Origin of the sequence: Candidatus Pelagibacter sp. HIMB1593, from assembly GCF_052047755.1 — a bacterium.
In the GTDB taxonomy this organism is placed as follows: Bacteria; Pseudomonadota; Alphaproteobacteria; order Pelagibacterales; family Pelagibacteraceae; genus Pelagibacter.
Window position 1 is genome coordinate 1,007,444 of sequence record NZ_JBNAJK010000001.1, and the last position, 20,860, is coordinate 1,028,303.

19 protein-coding genes and 1 tRNA gene are annotated in these 20,860 nt (G+C 29.8%); 12 read left to right on the forward strand and 8 right to left on the reverse strand.

The features are described from left to right. Positions 1-37 precede the first annotated feature (37 nt). On the forward strand, positions 38-2,224 hold the full coding sequence (locus tag ACTTA0_RS05325; protein WP_440676357.1) for a lytic transglycosylase domain-containing protein: 2,187 nt from the start codon (positions 38-40) through the stop codon (positions 2,222-2,224). On the opposite strand, the gene ACTTA0_RS05330 is transcribed toward ACTTA0_RS05325, so the two are convergent. Then, a tRNA-Ser gene (locus ACTTA0_RS05330) sits at positions 2,225-2,316 on the reverse strand. Positions 2,317-2,383: 67 nt separating this feature from the next. On the opposite strand from ACTTA0_RS05330, the gene ACTTA0_RS05335 reads away from it, so the two are divergent. Genes ACTTA0_RS05335 through ACTTA0_RS05350 form a run of 4 tightly spaced genes read left to right on the forward strand, consistent with a single transcriptional unit; the run spans position 2,384 to position 7,479 of the window. Beyond that, complete coding sequence (locus tag ACTTA0_RS05335; protein WP_440651460.1) at positions 2,384-3,637, forward strand: sarcosine oxidase subunit beta family protein; 1,254 nt, start codon at positions 2,384-2,386, stop codon at positions 3,635-3,637. Beyond that, positions 3,637-3,912: a sarcosine oxidase subunit delta gene (locus ACTTA0_RS05340; protein WP_075506763.1), complete on the forward strand. Its 276-nt coding sequence runs from the start codon at positions 3,637-3,639 to the stop codon at positions 3,910-3,912. The genes ACTTA0_RS05335 and ACTTA0_RS05340 overlap by 1 nt, the downstream gene beginning before the upstream one ends. A gap of 5 nt (positions 3,913-3,917) precedes the next feature. Then, on the forward strand, positions 3,918-6,923 hold the full coding sequence (locus tag ACTTA0_RS05345; protein WP_440676358.1) for a sarcosine oxidase subunit alpha family protein: 3,006 nt from the start codon (positions 3,918-3,920) through the stop codon (positions 6,921-6,923). Continuing rightward, positions 6,916-7,479: a sarcosine oxidase subunit gamma gene (locus tag ACTTA0_RS05350; protein WP_440676359.1), complete on the forward strand. Its 564-nt coding sequence runs from the start codon at positions 6,916-6,918 to the stop codon at positions 7,477-7,479. Before ACTTA0_RS05345 ends, ACTTA0_RS05350 begins: the two co-directional genes overlap by 8 nt. A 3-nt stretch (positions 7,480-7,482) precedes the next feature. Here ACTTA0_RS05350 and ACTTA0_RS05355 read toward each other — a convergent pair whose 3' ends face one another. The 7 genes from ACTTA0_RS05355 to gatC are packed head-to-tail and all read right to left on the reverse strand — an operon-like array spanning position 7,483 to position 14,132. Further along, positions 7,483-8,010 (reverse strand): thermonuclease family protein, encoded by a 528-nt coding sequence (locus ACTTA0_RS05355; RefSeq protein ID WP_440676360.1) that lies wholly within the window; start codon positions 8,008-8,010, stop codon positions 7,483-7,485. Further along, positions 8,010-9,347: an MATE family efflux transporter gene (locus tag ACTTA0_RS05360; RefSeq protein WP_440676361.1), complete on the reverse strand. Its 1,338-nt coding sequence runs from the start codon at positions 9,345-9,347 to the stop codon at positions 8,010-8,012. Before ACTTA0_RS05360 ends, ACTTA0_RS05355 begins: the two co-directional genes overlap by 1 nt. A 20-nt stretch (positions 9,348-9,367) precedes the next feature. Beyond that, entirely contained in the window at positions 9,368-10,273 is a 906-nt protein-coding gene (trhO, locus tag ACTTA0_RS05365) for an oxygen-dependent tRNA uridine(34) hydroxylase TrhO (RefSeq protein WP_440676362.1), read from the reverse strand. Further along, on the reverse strand, positions 10,273-10,923 hold the full coding sequence (locus ACTTA0_RS05370) for an O-methyltransferase (RefSeq protein WP_440676363.1): 651 nt from the start codon (positions 10,921-10,923) through the stop codon (positions 10,273-10,275). Before ACTTA0_RS05370 ends, trhO begins: the two co-directional genes overlap by 1 nt. A gap of 4 nt (positions 10,924-10,927) precedes the next feature. After that, on the reverse strand, positions 10,928-12,391 hold the full coding sequence (gatB, locus tag ACTTA0_RS05375; protein ID WP_440676364.1) for an Asp-tRNA(Asn)/Glu-tRNA(Gln) amidotransferase subunit GatB: 1,464 nt from the start codon (positions 12,389-12,391) through the stop codon (positions 10,928-10,930). Then, positions 12,388-13,845: an Asp-tRNA(Asn)/Glu-tRNA(Gln) amidotransferase subunit GatA gene (gatA, locus tag ACTTA0_RS05380; protein ID WP_440676365.1), complete on the reverse strand. Its 1,458-nt coding sequence runs from the start codon at positions 13,843-13,845 to the stop codon at positions 12,388-12,390. Before gatA ends, gatB begins: the two co-directional genes overlap by 4 nt. Beyond that, the gene (gene gatC, locus ACTTA0_RS05385; protein ID WP_075506772.1) at positions 13,845-14,132 is read right to left on the reverse strand and encodes an Asp-tRNA(Asn)/Glu-tRNA(Gln) amidotransferase subunit GatC; all 288 of its coding nucleotides are present in this window, start codon (positions 14,130-14,132) and stop codon (positions 13,845-13,847) included. Before gatC ends, gatA begins: the two co-directional genes overlap by 1 nt. 50 nt (positions 14,133-14,182) lie before the next feature. Here gatC and ruvX point away from each other — a divergent pair, with 50 nt between their 5' ends. From ruvX to ACTTA0_RS05420, 7 genes are read left to right on the forward strand one after another with little or no spacing between them, the layout of a single operon-like run. Further along, positions 14,183-14,638 (forward strand): Holliday junction resolvase RuvX, encoded by a 456-nt coding sequence (gene ruvX / locus ACTTA0_RS05390; RefSeq protein WP_440634565.1) that lies wholly within the window; start codon positions 14,183-14,185, stop codon positions 14,636-14,638. Positions 14,639-14,680: 42 nt separating this feature from the next. Then, positions 14,681-15,619 (forward strand): aspartate carbamoyltransferase catalytic subunit, encoded by a 939-nt coding sequence (locus ACTTA0_RS05395; protein WP_440676366.1) that lies wholly within the window; start codon positions 14,681-14,683, stop codon positions 15,617-15,619. Next, positions 15,620-16,906 (forward strand): dihydroorotase, encoded by a 1,287-nt coding sequence (gene pyrC, locus ACTTA0_RS05400; RefSeq protein ID WP_440676367.1) that lies wholly within the window; start codon positions 15,620-15,622, stop codon positions 16,904-16,906. 2 nt (positions 16,907-16,908) lie between these two features. Then, a complete protein-coding gene (gene plsY / locus ACTTA0_RS05405; RefSeq protein ID WP_440676368.1) occupies positions 16,909-17,487 on the forward strand; it encodes a glycerol-3-phosphate 1-O-acyltransferase PlsY in 579 nt (192 codons plus the stop codon). 37 nt (positions 17,488-17,524) lie between these two features. Then, positions 17,525-20,110, forward strand: a complete 2,586-nt coding sequence (gene topA, locus ACTTA0_RS05410) for a type I DNA topoisomerase (RefSeq protein ID WP_440676369.1) — start codon at positions 17,525-17,527, stop codon at positions 20,108-20,110. Beyond that, complete coding sequence (locus ACTTA0_RS05415) at positions 20,107-20,394, forward strand: hypothetical protein (protein WP_440676370.1); 288 nt, start codon at positions 20,107-20,109, stop codon at positions 20,392-20,394. Before topA ends, ACTTA0_RS05415 begins: the two co-directional genes overlap by 4 nt. Before the next feature lie 3 nt (positions 20,395-20,397). Then, positions 20,398-20,859 (forward strand): RidA family protein, encoded by a 462-nt coding sequence (locus ACTTA0_RS05420; RefSeq protein WP_440676371.1) that lies wholly within the window; start codon positions 20,398-20,400, stop codon positions 20,857-20,859. Position 20,860 lies beyond the last annotated feature (1 nt).

Here is a 20,860-nt window from a genome sequence, read left to right on the forward strand (position 1 = left end):
TTATAACATAGTTTAAAGATTCATATACCAAAAGATTATGATTAAAAAATTATTATTTTTAATAATAACTTCCTTGATTAGCTTTAATTTCAGTGGTGCACAGATTGTACCTTTAAAAAAACCATCGCTATCCTCTGAGGAATTAAATAAAAAAATAATATTAAACACAATCAAACCTCTAAAAAAACCTTCAAAAGTTAAAGTTGAGAAAAAGGTAGCTAAAAAAGAAACCAAACTTAGTTTTCTTTTACCTAAAAAAAAACCAGTTATTAGAGGATTAATTAATTCAGAAACAGTAAAAATTTCTAAATTTTATAATAAAAAAGATTTTGGGATTGCAAAAAAAGCTATTGGCGAAATGCAAAAAGGCCAGTGGAAATCTGCAATTAAAATCTCAAAAAAAGCTAAAGATAGATCTATATATAATTTTATAAAATGGAGACATTTATTAACTACAGGTAATCAAGAGACATTTTTTGATTACCAAGTCTTTATCGAAGAAAATTCAGATTATCCAAGAATAGATAGATTGAGATATTTGGCTGAGCATAAACTTTCGACGGAAAAAGTTTCTCCAAAAAAAATAATCAATTGGTTTTCAAAAAATGAACCTTTAAGTGGATATGGTAAAATGATTTTAGGTGAAAGTCATATTTTATCAGGAGACAAAGCAAAAGGTATTGCTCTTATTAAAAATGGATGGATTTCTGCAGATTTATCAAAAAGTGAGTTAAGGTTTTTCAGAAAAAAATATAAAAAATATCTTGATGCAAATGACTATATTAAGAGAGCTGATCATCTTGCATGGAATAGTGATCATTGGGATTTAAAAAGACTAATCAGATATTTACCTAAAGACTATGAATTGCTCTATACAGCAAGACATATTTTAATGACCAAGGGATACGGTGTAGATCAAGCAATCAAAAATGTTCCAAATAAATTTAAAAACGATGCTGGATTAAACTATGATCGTTTAAAGTGGAGAAGAAAAAAAGGACGATTGGAGTCTTCTACTGAAATTTTGCTCAAGATAAGAAATGATAAAGATTATTTAGTTAGACCTGACAAATGGTGGAAAGAAAGAGAAATCATTTCTCGAAAGTTAATTTATAAAAAACAATATGAACTAGCTTATAAAATTAGTAGCAATCACGGAATGTCTGAAGGATCTGAATTTGCTGAAGCAGAATGGATGAGTGGTTGGATAGCACTAAGTTTTTTAAATGATCCACTTCTTGCTAAAGATCATTTTAAAAACTTTTTTGATAATGTTAATTATCCAATAAGTGTTTCTAGGGGCGCATATTGGTTAGGTAGATCATACGAAAAACTAAAAGATAAAGATCGATCGGAAAAATGGTATAAAGAGGCTACAAAATATTTAACTACATATTACGGACAACTAGCATTTTTAAAAATTAATCCTAATGGAAAATTTGAACTTGATAAAACAATGTTGGTTGAAGATGAATATAGAAAAGCTTTTTTTAATAAAGAATTAGTAAAAATCACACATCTTTTGCATGAATTAGATAAAGACAAGTATACAAAATTTATCTTAAGACATCTTGCTAATGATAACGTTTCTGAAGGCAGTGAACTTTTAGCTGCTGAACTTGCTACAAGTATCAGTAGATATGATTTTGCAATACAAGTATCAAAAATTGCCTCTTATCAAAAAAGATTTCATAACAAATACAATTATCCATTAATAAGCACACCTAAATACATTAATGGAAGAAAGATTCCTGAAAGCGCATTAATTTTATCAATTATAAGACAAGAAAGTGAATTTGATTTAAAAGCAAATAGTCATGCGGGTGCAAAAGGTTTAATGCAATTAATGCCTTACACAGCAAAATTAGTTGCTAAACAAGCAAAGTTTCCCTATACAAAATCTCGATTAACAACCGACCCAGAGTATAATATAAATTTAGGGTCTCATTATATTGCTGGTTTAATTCAGCAATATGATGGAGCTTATCCATTTGCAATAGCTGCGTACAATGCTGGCCCAAATAGAGTTAAATATTGGAAAAAATTAAATAAGGATCCACAAAAAAAACAAATAAATTATGTTGATTGGGTTGAGCTGATTAAATTTAGAGAGACTAGAAACTATGTTCAGCGTGTATTGGAAAATTATAATGTTTACAGATATGTGCTGGAACAAAACCCAATAGTAATGAAAGATTTTTTTAAAGATCAGCCTTTATATTAGTGGCGGAGAGAGAGGGATTCGAACCCTCGGTACAAGTTTCCTCGCACGGTCATTTAGCAAACGACTGGTTTCAGCCTCTCACCCATCTCTCCGTATGACATTGTGTAATAAGTGATTTTATTGAAAATTCAATATTTATAAAGTAATTATTCAATTATTATGGGAAATAAATACTCAGTATTTTCATTAATCAAAAACGCTTTTTCATACCATGAGAATTGGCAAAGAGCATGGAAAGACCCTACTCCAAAAAAAGAGTATGATGCTGTCATAGTTGGTGGAGGTGGTCATGGTTTAGCGACAGCATACTATTTAGCAAAAAAACACAATATGAAAAATATTGCTGTTGTTGAAAAAGGATGGATTGGTGGAGGAAACACTGGTCGTAACACTACAATTATCAGATCAAATTATTTATGGGACGCTAGTGCTGGACTTTATGATCACGCGCTAAAAATTTGGGAAGGATTATCTCAAGAGTTAAACTACAATGTAATGTTTAGTCAAAGAGGTGTAATGAATCTTGCTCACAATTTGCAAGATGTAAGAGATTTAAAAAGAAGAACACACGCAAATAGACTAAATGGTATTGATGCCGTTTACTTGAGTACAGAAGAAGTTAAAAAGTTTTGTCCAATTATAAATACATCTCAAGATATAAGATATCCGGTACTTGGTGGTACATTACAAAGAAGAGCTGGTACAGCAAGACATGATGCTGTTGCCTGGGGTTATGCTAGAGGTGCTGATGAAATGGGTGTTGATATAATTCAAAATTGTGAAGTAAAAGGTATAAAAAGAAATGGTGATAGTGTTGAAGGTATAGAAACAACAAAAGGATTTATTAAAACAAAAAAAATTGGAGTTGTGGCAGCTGGACATTCAAGTGTGATTGCTAATATGGCTGGAATAAGACTTCCTCTAGAGAGCAAACCTCTTCAAGCACTAGTATCAGAACCTGTGAAACCAATTATAGATACAGTTGTTATGTCAAACGCTGTACACGCTTATGTAAGTCAATCTGATAAAGGTGAATTAGTTATTGGCGCTGGAACAGATGATTATGTTTCATACACTCAGAAAGGAAGTCATCAAATAGTCGAGGGAACTCTAAATGCTATTTTAGAATTGTATCCAATTTTCAGCAGAATGAGAATGCTAAGACAATGGGGAGGAATAGTAGACATTTGTCCTGATGCAAGTCCAATATTAAGTAAAACTTCTATCAAAGGACTTTATTTTAATTGTGGTTGGGGTACAGGGGGTTTTAAAGCTACACCTGGATCAGGAGATTTATTTGCACACACAATTGCTAATGATGAGCCACACAAACTCAACGCAGCATTTAATTTAAATAGATTTGTAAGTGGAGACCTTGTTGATGAACATGGCGCTGCAGCAGTTGCTCACTAATGTTTGTTATTAATTGTCCATATTGTGGTGAGAGAGATCAGCAAGAATTTAAAGCTGGTGGTGAAGCTCATATTGAAAGACCAAAACAACCGACAGAACTTAGTGATGATGAATGGGCAGAATATTTATTTATGAGAAAAAATATTAAAGGTGTTCAATATGAAAGATGGAACCATGCTCATGGTTGTCGTAAATGGTTTAATATGATTAGAGACACTTCGAATGATGAGATTAAAGCAATCTATAAAATGGGAGAAAAACCCCCATCGATATAAAACAAATGTCAGAAAATTTAAGAGTTAAATCTAGTCAATATATTGATGAAACAACAAGAGTTTCGTTTAAATTTAATGGTACAACTTATTATGGATTTAAAGGAGACACTCTTGCTTCTGCTTTATTAGCAAATAATGTTCATTTAGTAGGTAGGAGTTTTAAATACCATAGACCAAGAGGTATAATGACATCAGGTTCTGAGGAGCCAAATGCAATTGTTCAAATTAATCCAAATACTAATAGAACTGAACCAAATGTTAGGGCAACTGAAGTTGAAATATATGAAGGAATGGAGGCATCAAGTCAAAATTGCTGGCCAAGTGTAAACTTTGATATTGGTGGAATAAATAATTTTTTATCACCCCTACTTCCAGCAGGATTTTATTACAAAACATTTATGTGGCCTGCAAGCTTCTGGGAAAAATATGAATACTTTATAAGACACTCAGCAGGATTAGGAAAATCACCAACGTTAAAAGATCCTGACATTTACGATCACAGAAATATTCATTGTGATGTTCTTGTAGTTGGCGCAGGTATATCTGGAATTCTAGCAGCTAAAAATGCTGCGAAGAATAATTACAAAACTTTACTTTTAGATGAAAAAAATGAATTAGGAGGATCAACTATTTATGAAAACAATGAAAGTAATAAAATTGATAATAAAATTTCATCTGAATGGTTAAAAAAAGAAATTGAAGAACTTAAAAATATTAAAAATTTAGAAATAAAAACTAGAACAAGTGTTGCTGCCTACCATCAATATAATTATTTGCTTGCAAGAGAGAACTTAACAGATCATTTAGAAAAAAAAGATAAGACAAATAAAATTAGACAAAGGTTACTTAAAATTAGAGCAAAGAAGGTAATTTTGGCAACAGGTGCTTTGGAAAGACCGATGGTATTTAATAATAATGATAGACCTGGAATAATGCTTTCTTCTGCAATTAAAAAATATAGTGATTTTTATGGTGTAGCCTGTGGTAGTAAGATTGTATTTTTTACAAATAATGACAGTGCATATGAAAGTGCACTTTCATTAAACGATAAAGGTATCAAAGTTGAAGCAATAGTTGATATTAGAAAGCAATCAGAAACAAATTTAGAAAAAAGAGTTATTAATGCAGGTATAAAAATATACTGGGAACATACAGTTGTTGATACCTTTGGTTATAAAAGATTAAACAACGTCTCAATAATGAAACTATCAAATGATGGAACTTCAGTAACTGGAAATAAAATTTCTATTTCATGCGATTGTTTAGGGGTTGCTGGTGGATGGACTCCAGCTGTTCATCTATATACTCAGTCAGGTAGCAAACTTGCTTTTGATGAGGACAAAAAAATATTTATTCCAAATAAAAATAATTTAGATCAAATAAGTGTTGGATCTTGTTGTGGTGATTTTAAACTTGATGAAATATTTAAAAACTTAAATGAAAAACTAAAAGATTTTTTAGATATAAATAAAACAGATTTTGAAAATATTACTGTTAATAACAACCAAGAGATTTCAAAAAGAAACATATGGTTATTACCATCTGATAAAGCTTTAGGCAAAACTAAGCCTTTTGTTGATTATCAAAATGATGCAACTGCAAAGGATATAAAATTAGCTCTAAGAGAGGGTTTCAGATCTATTGAACATGTCAAAAGATATACAACAACTGGGATGGGAACTGATCAAGGAAAATTAGGAAATATGCATGCTTTGGGAATAATAGCAGATACAGCAGGTGTTAAGATGGGAGAACTTGGAACGACTACTTTTAGACCTCCATACACTCCTTTAACATTTGGAACAATTGTAGGACGTAATGTTGGTAAGTTTTTTGATATTTTTAGAAGAACGCCTATGAATGATTGGCATGTTGAACAAAAAGCAGAATTTGAAAATGTTGGTCAATGGAAAAGAGCTTGGTACTACCCTATGAATGGTGAAACTATGCATCAAGCAGTTCAAAGAGAAAGCAAAGCTGTAAGAGAAAGTTCAGGAATATTGGATGCGTCCACACTTGGTAAGATTGATATACAAGGAAGTGATGCCTCAGAGTTTTTAAATAGAGTTTATACAAACGCATGGTCAAAACTTGGTATTGGCAAATGTAGATATGGTTTAATGTTAAATGAAGATGGTATGGTATATGACGATGGTGTTACGACGCGATTAGGTGAAAATCACTATCTAATGACAACAACAACTGGTGGTGCAGCAAACGTTCTTGGAAAATTAGAGGATTATCTTCAAACTGAATGGCCAGAATTAGATGTGTATTTAACTTCAGTTACAGATCAATTTGCTACAGCAAGTTTGTGTGGCCCTAATAGTAAAAAAATTCTTAAAAAAATTATTCCTGATTTAGATTTGTCTGATGAAAATTTTCCACACATGTCATTTAAAGAAGCAAAAATTGGAAGTATTGTTTGCAGAATTATGAGAATAAGTTTCACAGGAGAACAAAGTTTTGAAATTAACGTGCAAGCAAGTTATGGAAAAGCTCTATGGGAGAAATGTATAGAGGCTGGTAAAGAATTTAATATTACTCCTTATGGTACGGAAACGATGCACTTACTAAGAGCTGAAAAAGGTTTTATTATTGTTGGCCAAGATACAGATGGAACAATGACTCCAATAGATTTACAAATGGATTGGATTGTTAGTAAAAAGAAATATGATTTTATTGGCAAAAGATCTCTATACAGATCCGATACTATGAGAGAAGACAGAAAACAATTGGTGGGATTGTTAACAGATGACCCTGAGGTTGTATTAGAAGAAGGAGCACAAATTGTTTCTGAACTAGATAAAAAACCTGTTGAAATGCTTGGTCATGTTACATCAAGTTACTTTAGTCCAAATTTAAATAAATCTATAGCCCTAGCCGTTGTCAGAGGTGGAAAAGATATGATGGGTAAAAAACTATTTATTCCTATGGAAGATAAAACAATTAATGTAACTGTTTCAAATCCAGTTTTTTTTGATCAAACTAATGAAAGATTAAATGCTTAGTTATAATCAAGTAACAAATAGTGAAATTAATAACAACGGTGTTTCCATAAAAGAAATTGCACCAATAATGAAATTAAATTTAAGAGGTAAAACACGAGAATTTTTTACAAATGTAGGAAAAACTTTAAATATGATTTTGCCAACTGAGGCGAATACATCCTCATCTAGTGATAAACTTACTGCGATATGGTTAAGTCCAGATGAATGGATGATTGTATCAAATGAGACTACTAGCAAAGAAAACAATACATACCAATTAAATGATCTATTATTTAATAACATTTCAAAAACATCATTAGGGGCAGTAACTGATGTAACTGACCAATTTGTTCAATTAGAGATAAAAGGTGAAAAAATATATGAACTTTTTTCCTCAGGATGTCCTTTTAATTTTAACTTATTTCGTGAAAAAAAAGGGTCAACAACTCAAACTTTGCTAAATCATATAGATGTTATTATTCACAATAAAGACAAAGATTTAGTTAATTTATTTGTTAGAAGATCATTTGCTGAACACCTTTGGGAATGGATGGAAGATAGCTCTTCAAGATTATAAAGACTAATTTTTACGCCTATAATCCCACGGCATTTCAAATTTACCTTGCCAAATACCTAATTTATTTTTTTTGGCATTAATTTCATATGAAACATATTTTTTAGAATACTTTCTATATGCTACTGCATAACCATTTGAAACCATCCAAGAATTTAAATTTATATTTCTTTTAAAACACTCACCTATTAACCTTTTATACCTATCAACGTCTATAACATTACAATTCAATTTTTGATTATTAATCTTTTTAATTAACTTTTGAGTAGATACTTCTCCACACATATAATCTTTAGTTAAAGACATAAAAGATATTGTTAAATAAGTTTTTTTACATTTTTGTTTTTTTTCAGGTGCATCAATACCGTATAATCTAATTTTTTTTGAATTGATCTTAATTGTATCTCCGTCAACAACTTTAGCAAAACCTGATATTTTATTTAAATTTTCAGATCTTACATCTTTATATGTAAGTATAAAAAATATAGATGAAATAATTATCAAAATTATCAATTTCTTTTTTGTATAAAACATTAACCGGTAGTTAATTTATTGTTAATATAATATTTAACATAAAAGAATAGTAAGATTGATATTAACCATTGCAATATTGCCCAGATATAAAAGAAAGTTTTAAAGTCTGCATCAATAGAACGTGCTATATAATAAGATAAAAATGGAACCAAAACATTCCTTAATATATTGTTAATCATTGCTTTCTCAGATTTTTTTAAAGCCATAAAAAAACCATTTGATAGAAAAAAAATTGGGTATGCTGGTAAGATAAATGCAGAAATTTTTAAATACATTGACCCATATTCAATAACTTCCGTGTTAGATGAGAAAAATTTTGGCATTAAATCTGCAGTTACAAACACCAATACTCCAGACGCTAACATTATAATCAAGCCGTATTTTACAGATGTAAAATAAGATTGCTTTACTCTATCATAATATTTCGCACCTATATTCTGTGCAATAATTGATATTATTGCTGTATTTATCCCTAATACAGGCAGTAAGACAACCTGCTCTATCCTTGTTGCTGCTCCATAACCAGCAACGGCATATTCTCCTGTAAATGCAACATAAGTAAATACAATCGTTGCAGCAATTGAGTACCCAAGAATAGCTATTGTGATTGGCATTGATTGGAAGAAAATGTTTTTAATGTAGAAAAATTTAATCTTAAAATTTTGAATAGTGATCTCTTTAATACGTTTATTTTTTAACAATTTAATTAAAACGATTATTAGAGAAAGAAATTGGGCAATCAAAGTTGCATAACCTATACCCGCAACACCAAAAGCTGGGATAAATAAAAATCCAAATATAAATATTGGATTTAATAAAATGTTTAAAAAAAAAGATAATATAAGAGCATTTCTATATGTAACTGTATCTCCCTCAGCATGAAGAAATGAGTTTAATGCAACAACTAGAATAAAGAGAATAGTTCCATAAAATATTACATTAGTATACTCAAGGCCAAGAGTAATTACCTCTCTCGATGAATTCATGGTTAAAAATAATTTTTCAGAAAAACTAAAGCCAATTATTGATACAATTATTGAAATTATTACTGAATAAAGAATGATATTTGTAAAATAACCTAATACATTTTTTTCATTTTTTTCTCCAATACTACTTCCAATTAATGAAGTGCCCGCAACAGTGACACCAATAGATGTAGCGATAATTAGAAAGTAGATTGGAAAGGATTTACTTAAAGCAGATAAAGCTTCAGGTGAAATTTTCCCAGCATAAAAAGTATCAACTAAAGTGTACAATGTTTGAAATAATGTTCCAACACTTGCTGGTATTGCAAGTTTTTTTATAAGTTGAGAGACGTCATCTTTTAATAAATTCATTTCTTTAAACTAAAAATATTTTAATATTCTTTTTGAAAGATATGACTTTTTCCAGTTTTTTTGGCAAGGTTAATTTGTTTTTGTCTCATTCTAAATCTTGATTTTTGATCATTTGTTAAATTATCGTGACAATTTGGACAAGAAACACCTTCTTCATATTTTTTAGATTTTTTATCTTTTGGAGAAATTGGTTTTCTACAACCACTACACATTGAGTAAGAACCTATTTTCAAACCATGCTTTAAACTAATTCTGTTATCAAATACGAAGCACTCACCTTTCCATAAGCTTTTTTTTGGGTCTGTTTTTTTTAAATAATTTAAAATACCACCCTTTAATTGGTAGACATTATTGTAGCCTTTGTTTTCCAAAAAAACTGACGCTTTTTCACACCTAATGCCTCCAGTACAAAACATAGCAATAGGTTGATTTTTTTTTAATTTTTTAAGATATTTTGGAAAATCTCGAAAATTATCTACATCTGGATTAATTGAACCTTTAAAAGTTCCAACTTTATATTCAAAAGGTTTTCTTGCATCAATTAAGACTGTTTTTTTGTCTTTTATTAAAGAGTTCCACTTTTGAGGGTTAACATGACTATCTTTTTTTTTAATTCTCTTTTTTAAACTTAAATTCATTGGAACCACTTCTTTTTTAATTTTTACTTTTGGTTTATGAAATGGCTGAAAAGAGCTTTTTGAATTGTTAATGCTATCAAATTTTTCAAATTTAAATAATTTGTGCAAATAATCTTTAATCAATTTAATATCTTTTTTTTTTCCAGAAATTGTTCCATTTAATCCTTCCTTGGAAATAATAATTGTTCCTCGTATGTTTTTATTCAATAATTGATCTTGAAGTATTTTTTGATTTTTCTTTAAATAAGAAATTTTAATAAACTTATAAAATCCAAAAACATCAAACATTATAATTTTCTACAAACTGTCATACCATCACCTAATGGAACTATAATTTTTTCAACTCTTTTATCTTTAGAAATATAATTATTAAAATCTTTTATAGTTAAAGTGATTTTATCATCACTATTTTCATCAACAATTTGACCGTACCATAGAACATTATCAATTATTATTAAGCCATTTTTCTTTAAAAATATTAAAGATTTTTCATAATATTCTTTATAATTTTTCTTATCAGCATCGATAAAAATTAAATCAAAATCATTTTCTTTTATTTCGCTCAAACTTTCTAAAGCAGGTTTAATTATTGTTTGAATTTTATGACTTTGTTTTGCTTTTTCAAAAAATTTTATTGCAATTTCGTTAGTTTCTTGATTTTTGTCTAAAGCAATAATTCTACCATCTTCTGGTAAAGCAAGAGCCATTGACAAAGCACTTAAGCCAGTAAAAGTTCCAATCTCTAGGATTTTTTTAACATTAGATGTTTTTACTATTAAGTGTAAAAATTGAGATTGTGAGATAGATATTTGCATCCTTTTAATATCTCCCAAGGACTCATTATAAGAAATAATCTCTTTTTGAACTGAATGAAGATCTAGTCCATTATTTAAAATGTACTCTTGAATTTTAGTGCTAATTTTTAGGTCTGAGCCCATGAACCTAAAGTTTTTTCTTTAAAATCTCATTTACTAGCTGAGGGTTAGCTTTTCCACCTGAAACTTTCATTACTTGTCCAACAAAGAAGCCAAATAATTTAACTTTACCAGATTTATATTCAGTAGCTTTATCTCTATTGCTATCAATTACTTTATCAATTAAAGCCTCTAAAGCTTTTGGATCACTTTCTTGTTTTAAACCTTTTTCTTCAACAATTTTTTTAGGATCCTTGTCCCCTTCCATCATTTGTTCAAAAACAGTTTTTGCAATTTTTCCAGAAATTGTTCCATCCTTAATTAAATTAATTAATTTTGATAAATTACCGGCACTAATTGGACTATCGGTTATTTCTAAATTTTTTTCATTAAGTACAGCAAATAATTCACCTATGATCCAGTTTGTTGCTAATTTAACGTCTGATTTTTTAACAACATCTTCAAAATATTTTGAGGTTTCTATATCTGAGACCATGATATTTGCTTCATATGGTGTTAATTTAAATTGATCTATAAATCTCTTTTTCTTTTCATCGGGTAACTCTGGTATTTCTGATTGTAATTGATCGATAAATTTATCAGAAACTTCTAATGGTAATAAATCAGGGTCTGGAAAATATCTATAATCATGAGCATCTTCTTTTGATCTCATGGATCTAGTTTCATTTTTTTTAGTATCAAAAAGTCTTGTTTCTTGATCAACAGATTGTCCATCTTCAATTAAATCGACTTGTCTATTTGCTTCATATTCAATTGCCATTTGCATGAATTTAATAGAATTAACGTTTTTAATTTCACATCTAGTACCAAAATCTTTTGTTCCTTTTTTTCTTACAGAAACATTAACATCTGCTCTCAAAGATCCTTCCTGCATATTACCATCACAAGTTCCTAAATATCGCATAATTGATCTTAATTTCTTAATATAAGCATTAACTTCCTCTGGTGATCTTAAATCAGGTTTGCTAACAATTTCCATTAAAGCTACACCTGACCTATTTAAATCAACAAAGGTGTTTTTTGGGTCTAAATCATGGATACTTTTACCCGCATCTTGTTCTAAGTGTAATCTTTCAATACCAACCTCTTTTTGACCATCTGGCATATCCAAAATAACTTTACCTTCACCAACTATTGGGTCCTTAAATTGAGAGATCTGGTATCCTTGAGGTAAATCAGCATAAAAATAATTTTTTCTATCGAATACTGATCGTTTGTTAATTTTAGCTTTTAATCCTATTCCAGTTTTAATTGCTTGCTTAACACAAAATTCATTAATCACTGGAAGCATTCCAGGAAAAGCAGCGTCTACTAAACTTACCTGTGTGTTTGGTTCAGCGCCAAATTTAGTAGCTGATGTAGAAAATAACTTTGATTGGGAAAGTACTTGAGCATGAACTTCTAAACCAATGACAACTTCGTATTGATTATCTTTTCTATTAATTAAATATTCTGATTTTTCTTTACTCACTTAATCCACCAATCAGTTATTTTATTTTTAAAATTAATTTTTTCTTCCATTGCATAAGCAATATTTAAGATATTTTGTTCATCAAATGCTTTTCCAATAATTTGTAAACCTAAAGGATAACCTTTACTGTCATGACCAGCTGGAATAGAAATTCCTGGCAAACCTGCTAAATTTACAGGAACGGTAAAGATATCGTTTAAGTACATTGAAACTGGGTCATTTGTTTTTTCACCAATTTTAAAAGCAGAACTTGGAGTTGATGGCGTTAATATTGCATCTACTGTTTTGTACGCTTCATCAAAATCATTTTTAATTAGTTTTCTAACTTTTTGAGCTTTCAAATAATATGCATCGTAATAACCTGAAGATAAAACATATGTGCCTATCATTATTCTTCTTTGAACTTCGGCTCCAAATCCCTCTGATCTAGTTTTTTCATACATATCAATAAGATTTTCTCCATCAGCCCTAAAGCCATATTTAACGCCATCATATCTTGCAAGATTAGAAGATGCTTCAGCTGGTGCCACTATATAGTAAGTTGGTAAAGCATAATTTGTGTGTGGAAGAGAAATATCAATTATTTCCGCGCCACAATCTTTAGCATACTCAATACCTTTCTGCCAAAGATCATCAATTTCTTTTGGCATTCCATCAACTCTATATTCTTTTGGTATACCTATTTTTTTTCCTTTAATGTCTTTTGTTAATTCTTTGCTGTACTGGTTTCTTTTAAAATCAATAGAAGTTGAGTCTTTTTGATCGTATGAGCTAATTACCTCTTGCAACAAAGCACAATCTTGAACATTTTGAGCCATTGGACCAGCTTGATCAAGAGAAGATGCAAAAGCAACTATTCCGTATCTTGAACAACTACCATAAGTTGGTTTTAAACCCACTGTACCAGTAAATGACGCCGGTTGTCTAATAGATCCACCTGTATCAGTTCCAATTGTAATTGGAGTTAATTGTGCTGCTACAGCAGAAGATGAACCACCAGATGAACCACCTGGAACTAAATTTTTATCAATCGGATTTTGAACATTTCCAAAAAAACTTGTTTCATTTGATGATCCCATTGCAAATTCATCGCAATTTAATTTACCAATAAGAATTGCTCCCTCATGCCAAATATTCTGAGTAACAGTAGACTCATAAGTAGGTACAAAATTGTTTAATATTTTGCTACCAGCTGTTGTTCTTACATTAGCTGTACAAAATAAATCTTTTACAGCCATTGGTATTCCTGGTAATTTTAAATCCAATTTTGGGTTGTCATCAAATTTTTTAGCTTTTCCTAAAGCATTACTAAAATCTTCAGTAATATATGTGTTTAATTCTTTTGATTTTTCTGATCTATCAACAAAAGCTTTGGTAACTTCTGAAGAAGAAAGTTTTTTTTCTTTAATATTATTAACTAATTCAGAAAGTGTTTGCTTGGTTATATCAGACATTATTCTATAACTTTTGGTACAACAAAATAATCTTCATTATCTTTTGGAGAATTTTTTATTATTTGTTCCCTTAAATTTTTACTTTTAACTTCATCAGGTCTTAATTTTAAAGTCGTTTCAGCCACTGATGTGAGTGGTTCAACATTTTCAGTTTTAAGTTCATTGAGTTTTTCAATGAAATCAAAAATCGAATTCAAATCACTAGCAAGTTTTTCAGCTTTTTTCTCATCTACTGAAATTCTTGATAATTTAGATATGTGCTTTATGGTTTTAAGATCGATGCTCATATGATATTTAAATATGACGCAAACTATCACTATAGTTTAAAATATACAACATGATCACAATAGAAGAATTTAAAAAAAAACAGTCAGAAAAATGTCGTTTGATAGGTTTAGATTTGGGCTCAAAAAGAATTGGTGTATCAATTTGTGACGAAAAGCAATTAATTGCTACCCCTTATAAAACTATACATAAATCAAAAAATAATGAATTAATTGAAGAGTTAAAAAACATTATTCAAGAGAATGACATCAAGGCAATTATCATTGGTTATCCTTTAAATATGGATGGATCTTCAGGCTCTTCAGCACAATCAGTCAATGATGTGTCTAAAAATATAGATAAAGAGATAGATGTTGATGTGTGTCTTTGGGATGAAAGACTATCAACTGTTGGGGCTTTTAATTTATCAAGCCAATTAGATGTTAATGTATCTAAAAGAGAAAAGAATATAGATCAGAACGCAGCAGCTTTTATTCTTCAGGGAGCCATAGACTATCTAAATAATTAATCCTTGCCATTCAATGGCTTTATAGTTATAGAGTTAATTTTAATGGCAAAAAACATCAAAGCTATTAAAATTTCTCAAAAACATTTGTTAGGTATCCAAGATCTATCAGTTAGTGATATTAACTACATTTTAGATGAATCTGAAACTTTCATTAAATTAAATCAGAGTAAGAACAAAAAAATTGATGTTCTTAGAGGCAAAACTCAAATTAATCTATTTTTTGAACCATCAACAAGAACACAAAGTTCATTTGAGTTAGCTGGAAAAAGACTTGGTGCAGATGTGATGTCAATGAATATGAATAATTCAGCAATTAAAAAAGGTGAAACTTTAATTGATACAGCAATGACTCTAAATGCGATGCATCCTGACATTATTGTAATAAGACATCAAGATTCTGGAGCATGCAATTTGTTATCTCAGAAAGTAAATTGTGTAGTATTAAATGCAGGTGATGGAAGGCGTGAGCACCCTACTCAAGCATTACTGGACGCTTTAACAATAAGAAATAGAAAGAAAAAAATTGAAGGATTAAAAATTGCTATATGTGGAGATATTCTTCATTCCAGAGTCGCAAGATCAAATATTTATTTACTAACAATGCTTGGTGCTGAAGTAAATATTGTTGCCCCAACAAATTTGATGCCAAAAGAAATTGAAAGGTTTGGTGTCAATACTTTTACCGATATGAAAAAAGGACTGAAAGATTGTGACATTGTAATGATGCTAAGATTACAAAATGAGAGAATGACAAGTTCTTATTTATCATCAAATAGAGAGTATTATGAATATTACGGTTTAACACCTGATAAATTAGATCATGCTAAACCTGATGCGCTAATAATGCATCCTGGCCCAATGAATAGAGGTATTGAAATAGATACTAGATTGGCAGACGATATAAATAAAAGTGTAATCAAAGAGCAGGTTGAACTTGGAGTTGCTGTAAGGATGGCCTGTTTAAAAATATTTTGTGAATAAATGAAAAAACAATACTTTATTAACGCAAATATAATTGATCCACAAAATTCAATTAATGAAAATGGAGGACTAATTGTTAGTGAAGAAGGTAAAATTGAAGCAGTAGGAAAAAAAGTAAATACAAATAATTTACCATCTAGAGAAAAACCAATTGATTTAAAAGGAAAACATATATTCCCTGGTTTAGTCGATATGAGAGTTTTTGTTGGAGAACCTGGGTATGAGTATAAAGAAAATTTTAGAACTTTAAGTAATGCAGCTCTATCTGGAGGAGTAACATCTGTGGTAACAATGCCTAATACAGATCCTGTAATTGATAATGTTTCAATAGTAGACTTTTTAAAACGAAGAGGACGAGATAAATCTAAGATTAATATATTTCCATGCGCATCTCTTACGCAAAATGTAGAGGGAACAAATATGACGGAATTTGGATTGTTAGCTAGTAAAGGGATTGTAGCATTTACAGATGGTGTAAAGACAATTCAAAATACTAGATTAATGTCAAGAATAATGAATTCAGCGAAGGATTTAGGATGCCTAATAATGCAACATGCTGAGGATTATGAGTTGGCAAAAAACGGTATGATAAATTCAGGTATAATCGCTACAAAACTTGGGTTATCAAGTATACCAGATGTGGCTGAGAGAATAATTATTGAACGAGATTTAACATTGTTAGAAAAAGCAAAGTGTCGATATCACATATCTCAACTATCATCAGGCAAATCAGTAGAAATCATTAAACAAAGAAAAAATGATATTAAATTTTCTTGTGGAGTTTCAATAAATAACCTTTCCTTAAATGAAAATGATATTGGAGATTTTAAAACATTTTTAAAATTATCTCCGCCATTGAGAAAAGAAGAAGATAGATTGGCTTTAGTCCAAGGATTAAAAGATAAAACAATTGATGTCATTGTTTCAGATCATAAACCCGAAGATGAAGAATCAAAAAGATTGACATTTTCGCAAGCAGCAACAGGTGCGTCTGGTATAGAAACTTTATTGTCTTTAAGTTTGGAACTATTTCATAATGGATCTGTAAAACTTGAAACAATAATCCAAGCACTAACATCTAATCCAGCTAAAATTTTAAATATCAATAAAGGAAATCTTTCAATTGGTAATGATGCTGACTTTTGTATAGTTGATATAAATAAACCTTGGATTGTAAAAAAAGAAAATTTAATTTCTAAATCCAAAAATACGTCTATTGAGGACAAAAAACTTCAAGGAAAAGTAACCAATACATTTGTAAAAGGTAAAGAATTATTTAAGATATAAAAATGGAATTATTGACAATAGGTATTGTCTCCTACCTAATGGGTTCTATCCCTTTTGGATTAATATTAACTAAAATATTTTTAAAAAAAGATATTAGAGAAATTGGATCAGGTAACATTGGAGCAACAAATGCTCTAAGAACTGGTAATAAATTTATTGGTTATTCAACTTTAATACTTGATATAGTTAAAGCTGTTATCCCAGTTTTATATGTAAAAGTAAGTTTTCCTGATCTGATTTATGTATCAGCTTTATGTGCTTTTCTAGGTCATGTTTTTCCAGTTTGGTTAAGGTTTAAGGGTGGTAAGGGAGTAGCAACTTATGTTGGTATATTATGTAGTATAAACATAATATTTGGGTTAGTTTTTGGCATTTGTTGGCTTGTAACTTTTTTTATTTCTAAATTTTCGTCATTAGCATCACTGATTGGATCATTCTCAATTCCTATTTATTTGTTAATTTTTGATTCAACAGAAAATGAAATATTTTTTGGGATAATGTTTATTTTAATATTTTATACTCATAGAGAAAATATTAAACGACTGATAAATAAAGAGGAAAACAAGACTAAAATTTATTAATTTGACTATCAAACACTTTTAAGTAGTTTGTTAAATTATGAATCTAGTGATAGTTGAAAGTCCAGCAAAAGCTAAAACCATCAACAAATACCTTGGTGATAATTATACTGTTTTAGCTAGTTATGGCCATATAAGAGATCTACCATCGAAAAATGGATCGGTTGATCCTGATCATAATTTTAAAATGGAATGGGAAGTTGATAGTTTTTCAAAAAAATATTTAAAAGAAATAACTGATGTTGCAAAAGAATCCTCTAAAATAATACTTGCGACTGACCCTGACCGTGAAGGTGAAGCTATAGCATGGCATGTTAAAGAATATCTTGATGAAAAAAAACTTTTAAAAGATAAAGAAATTGAAAGAGTTGTTTTTAATGAGATAACAAAAAAAGCCGTAATTCATGGCATTGAAAATCCACGACAAATCGAACCTTTGTTGGTGGATGCCTATATGGCAAGAAGAGCTCTTGATTACTTGGTTGGTTTTAATATTTCTCCAATACTTTGGACTAAACTACCTGGATCAAAATCAGCTGGAAGAGTTCAGTCTGTAGCTTTAAAATTAATCACTGAAAGAGAGCATGAAATAGAATTATTTAATCCAGAGGAATTTTGGACACTTACTCTTAAATTTGGAGATGATAATAAAAATACTATTACTGCAAGCATCTCACAATTAAATGGTAACAAAATAGAAAAATTTACTTTTAGAGACAAGAATAGCATTGAAAAAGCAATCAAAGAAATAAAAGAAAAAAGATTTCAAATAACAGATATTTCGTCAAAAGTCGTAAAAAGAAACCCCTCAGGTCCATTTACAACTTCAACATTACAACAAGTAGCATCTAATAGGTTAGGTTTTGGAGCTTCAAGAACAATGCAAATTGCACAAAAACTATATCAAGGTGTTGAGATTGATGGGGATACTGTTGGATTGATTACTTATATGAGAACTGATGGAACTAATTTATCAGCTGATGCAGTAAATGATTTTAGAAATTTTATTAAAAATGAGTATGGTAATGAATATTTACCTGCTTCTGCAAATAATTATTCAGGTAAAAAAGCTAAGAATGCACAAGAAGCTCATGAGGCTATTAGGCCAACAGATATAAATAGAGCACCCGACACTTTAAAAAAATATTTAAGTAGTGATCAACAAAAACTATACAATTTAATTTGGTCCAGAGCTTTGTCCTCACAAATGGAAGTTGCTCAATTTGATAGAAATACCATAACAATAGAGTCAGAAGATAATCGGACAATATGTAAGGCAAGTGGCTCAGTATTAAAATTTGATGGTTTTTTAAAAGTTTACTCAAATACAAGTAAAGATGATGATGAAGAAATTTTACCAGAAATGTCTAAAGGGCCAATTAATATTGAAGCATTAATAGATGAACAACATTTTACACAGCCACCTCCAAGATACTCTGAAGCAAGCTTAGTCAAAAAATTAGAGGAATTGGGAATTGGTAGACCTTCTACTTATGCAAGTATAATTTCCACAATAGCTAATCGAGGTTATGCAGAAATAATAAATAAAAGGTTTTTTCCAACAGATCGTGGAAAACTTATCTCTGCCTTTTTAGAAAAATTATTCTCTAAATATGTTGATTATAACTTTACTGCAGGTTTAGAAGATCAATTAGATGAAATTACAACAGGGAAGGAAAGCTGGATAAAAGTTTTAGAGATGTTTTGGAAAGATTTTAATAATAATGTTTCTGAAGTTAAGGAGAAAAGAACTAGAGAAGTGTTAGATCTTTTAAATGAAAGTCTAGGTGCTTTAATTTTTGATACCGATAAAGATGGAAATATTGTTCGAAAATGCCAGCTATGTGATACGGGTTCACTAAGTCTTAAAAATAGTTTTAGAGGTGGAGCTTTTATAGGATGTTCAAATTATCCAGAGTGTAAATTCACTAGACCCTTGTCCAAGGCTAAAGCAGCAGCTCAATCACAGTTAGCAGAGCCTAAATTTTTAGGAAAACATGAAAATGGTAATGATATATATCTGAAAAATGGAAGATTTGGTCCCTATCTTCAATATGAAAAACTTGAGGAAGAAAAATTAGAGGAGACAAAAACTAAAAAAAAGAAAAAAACTAAAAAATCTAAACCGGATGTAAATGAATTAATTAAAAATGTTTCTATACCAAAAGGTTTGGAGTTAGAAAGTATAGATATAGAAAAAGCTCAATTTTTATGTTCTCTACCAAAATCAATTGGAGTCAACCCTGATAATCAAAAAGAAATTATTTTAAATACTGGAAGATTTGGTCCTTATTTAAAATGTGAAAATAAATCTGCTAGAATAGAGAATATAGATGAAATTTTCTCTATAGGATTAAATCGAGCAATTACTCTTATTGCTGAAGCAAAACCAGGAAGAATGTCTTCTTCAATTATTAAGGATTTAGGAGAACACCCAGAAGATAAAAAACCAGTTAGAGTAATGAAGGGACAATATGGTCCTTACATTAAATATAAATCTTTAAATGCAACAATTCCTGAAGAAAAAGATCCAACAGAGCTTACAATGGAAGAGGCTTTAATCTTAATTGAAAAAAGAAGAGAATACGACAAAAACAAAAAAGGCAAAAATAAAAAGAAAAAATGAAAAAATTATTTATAATTTTCTTAGTTTTTTTTTTAAAAAGTGCCTTTTCATTTGCAGAAGAAAATAAATGTAATCAATTTAAAAAATTATCAAAAGAGTACATAGAATGTAATGCAAAGAAATTAAAAGAAGCAAGTTCAAAAAAAGCTAAAGAATTAAAGGATGGAACATCAAAAAAAACTCAAAAATTAAAAGAAGGAACATCTAAAAAAGCCAAAGAACTGAAAGAAAATCTTGTAGAAATTGGAGATAAAGTTAAAAATAAGATTAAAAAAAAAGAATAGTTAATGAATTTTGGTAAAAAAATAGAAGAATTAAAAATAGAACTTCCGGAGGCGAAGCCTCCTGTTGGATCTTATGTTGCAACAAAAAAAACAGGAAATTTACTTTTTATTTCTGGTCAAATTTCGATTAATGAAAATGGAGAATTAATTAAGGGAAAAGTTGGAAAAGATTTAACCACAGAACAAGGTTATGAAGCTGCAAAAAGATGTGGATTAAGTTTAGTTGCTCAAGCAAAAGCTGCTTGTGATGGAGATTTGTCTAAAATAAAATCATGCATCAAATTAACTGGATTTGTTAATTCAACAAATGACTTTACTGAACAGCCGAAAGTAATTAATGGAGCTTCAGATTTAATTGCATCAATATTTGGAGATGTTGGCATGCACACAAGAGCTGCGGTTAGTACCAATAGTCTACCACTTGGTGTTTCTGTAGAAGTTGATGCTATATTTGAATTAAACTAAA

Excerpts from the sequence above, each read along its gene's own strand:
- ACTTA0_RS05325 (WP_440676357.1), top strand. The coding sequence starts at position 38 with ATGATTAAAAAATTATTATTTTTAATAATAACTTCCTTGATTAGCTTT.
- ACTTA0_RS05335 (WP_440651460.1), top strand. The coding sequence starts at position 2,384 with ATGGGAAATAAATACTCAGTATTTTCATTAATCAAAAACGCTTTTTCA.
- ACTTA0_RS05340 (WP_075506763.1), top strand. The coding sequence starts at position 3,637 with ATGTTTGTTATTAATTGTCCATATTGTGGTGAGAGAGATCAGCAAGAA.
- ACTTA0_RS05345 (WP_440676358.1), top strand. The coding sequence starts at position 3,918 with ATGTCAGAAAATTTAAGAGTTAAATCTAGTCAATATATTGATGAAACA.
- ACTTA0_RS05350 (WP_440676359.1), top strand. The coding sequence starts at position 6,916 with ATGCTTAGTTATAATCAAGTAACAAATAGTGAAATTAATAACAACGGT.
- ACTTA0_RS05355 (WP_440676360.1), bottom strand. The coding sequence starts at position 8,010 with ATGTTTTATACAAAAAAGAAATTGATAATTTTGATAATTATTTCATCT.
- ACTTA0_RS05360 (WP_440676361.1), bottom strand. The coding sequence starts at position 9,347 with ATGAATTTATTAAAAGATGACGTCTCTCAACTTATAAAAAAACTTGCA.
- trhO (WP_440676362.1), bottom strand. The coding sequence starts at position 10,273 with ATGTTTGATGTTTTTGGATTTTATAAGTTTATTAAAATTTCTTATTTA.
- ACTTA0_RS05370 (WP_440676363.1), bottom strand. The coding sequence starts at position 10,923 with ATGGGCTCAGACCTAAAAATTAGCACTAAAATTCAAGAGTACATTTTA.
- gatA (WP_440676365.1), bottom strand. The coding sequence starts at position 13,845 with ATGTCTGATATAACCAAGCAAACACTTTCTGAATTAGTTAATAATATT.
- gatC (WP_075506772.1), bottom strand. The coding sequence starts at position 14,132 with ATGAGCATCGATCTTAAAACCATAAAGCACATATCTAAATTATCAAGA.
- ruvX (WP_440634565.1), top strand. The coding sequence starts at position 14,183 with ATGATCACAATAGAAGAATTTAAAAAAAAACAGTCAGAAAAATGTCGT.
- ACTTA0_RS05395 (WP_440676366.1), top strand. The coding sequence starts at position 14,681 with ATGGCAAAAAACATCAAAGCTATTAAAATTTCTCAAAAACATTTGTTA.
- pyrC (WP_440676367.1), top strand. The coding sequence starts at position 15,620 with ATGAAAAAACAATACTTTATTAACGCAAATATAATTGATCCACAAAAT.
- plsY (WP_440676368.1), top strand. The coding sequence starts at position 16,909 with ATGGAATTATTGACAATAGGTATTGTCTCCTACCTAATGGGTTCTATC.
- topA (WP_440676369.1), top strand. The coding sequence starts at position 17,525 with ATGAATCTAGTGATAGTTGAAAGTCCAGCAAAAGCTAAAACCATCAAC.
- ACTTA0_RS05415 (WP_440676370.1), top strand. The coding sequence starts at position 20,107 with ATGAAAAAATTATTTATAATTTTCTTAGTTTTTTTTTTAAAAAGTGCC.
- ACTTA0_RS05420 (WP_440676371.1), top strand. The coding sequence starts at position 20,398 with ATGAATTTTGGTAAAAAAATAGAAGAATTAAAAATAGAACTTCCGGAG.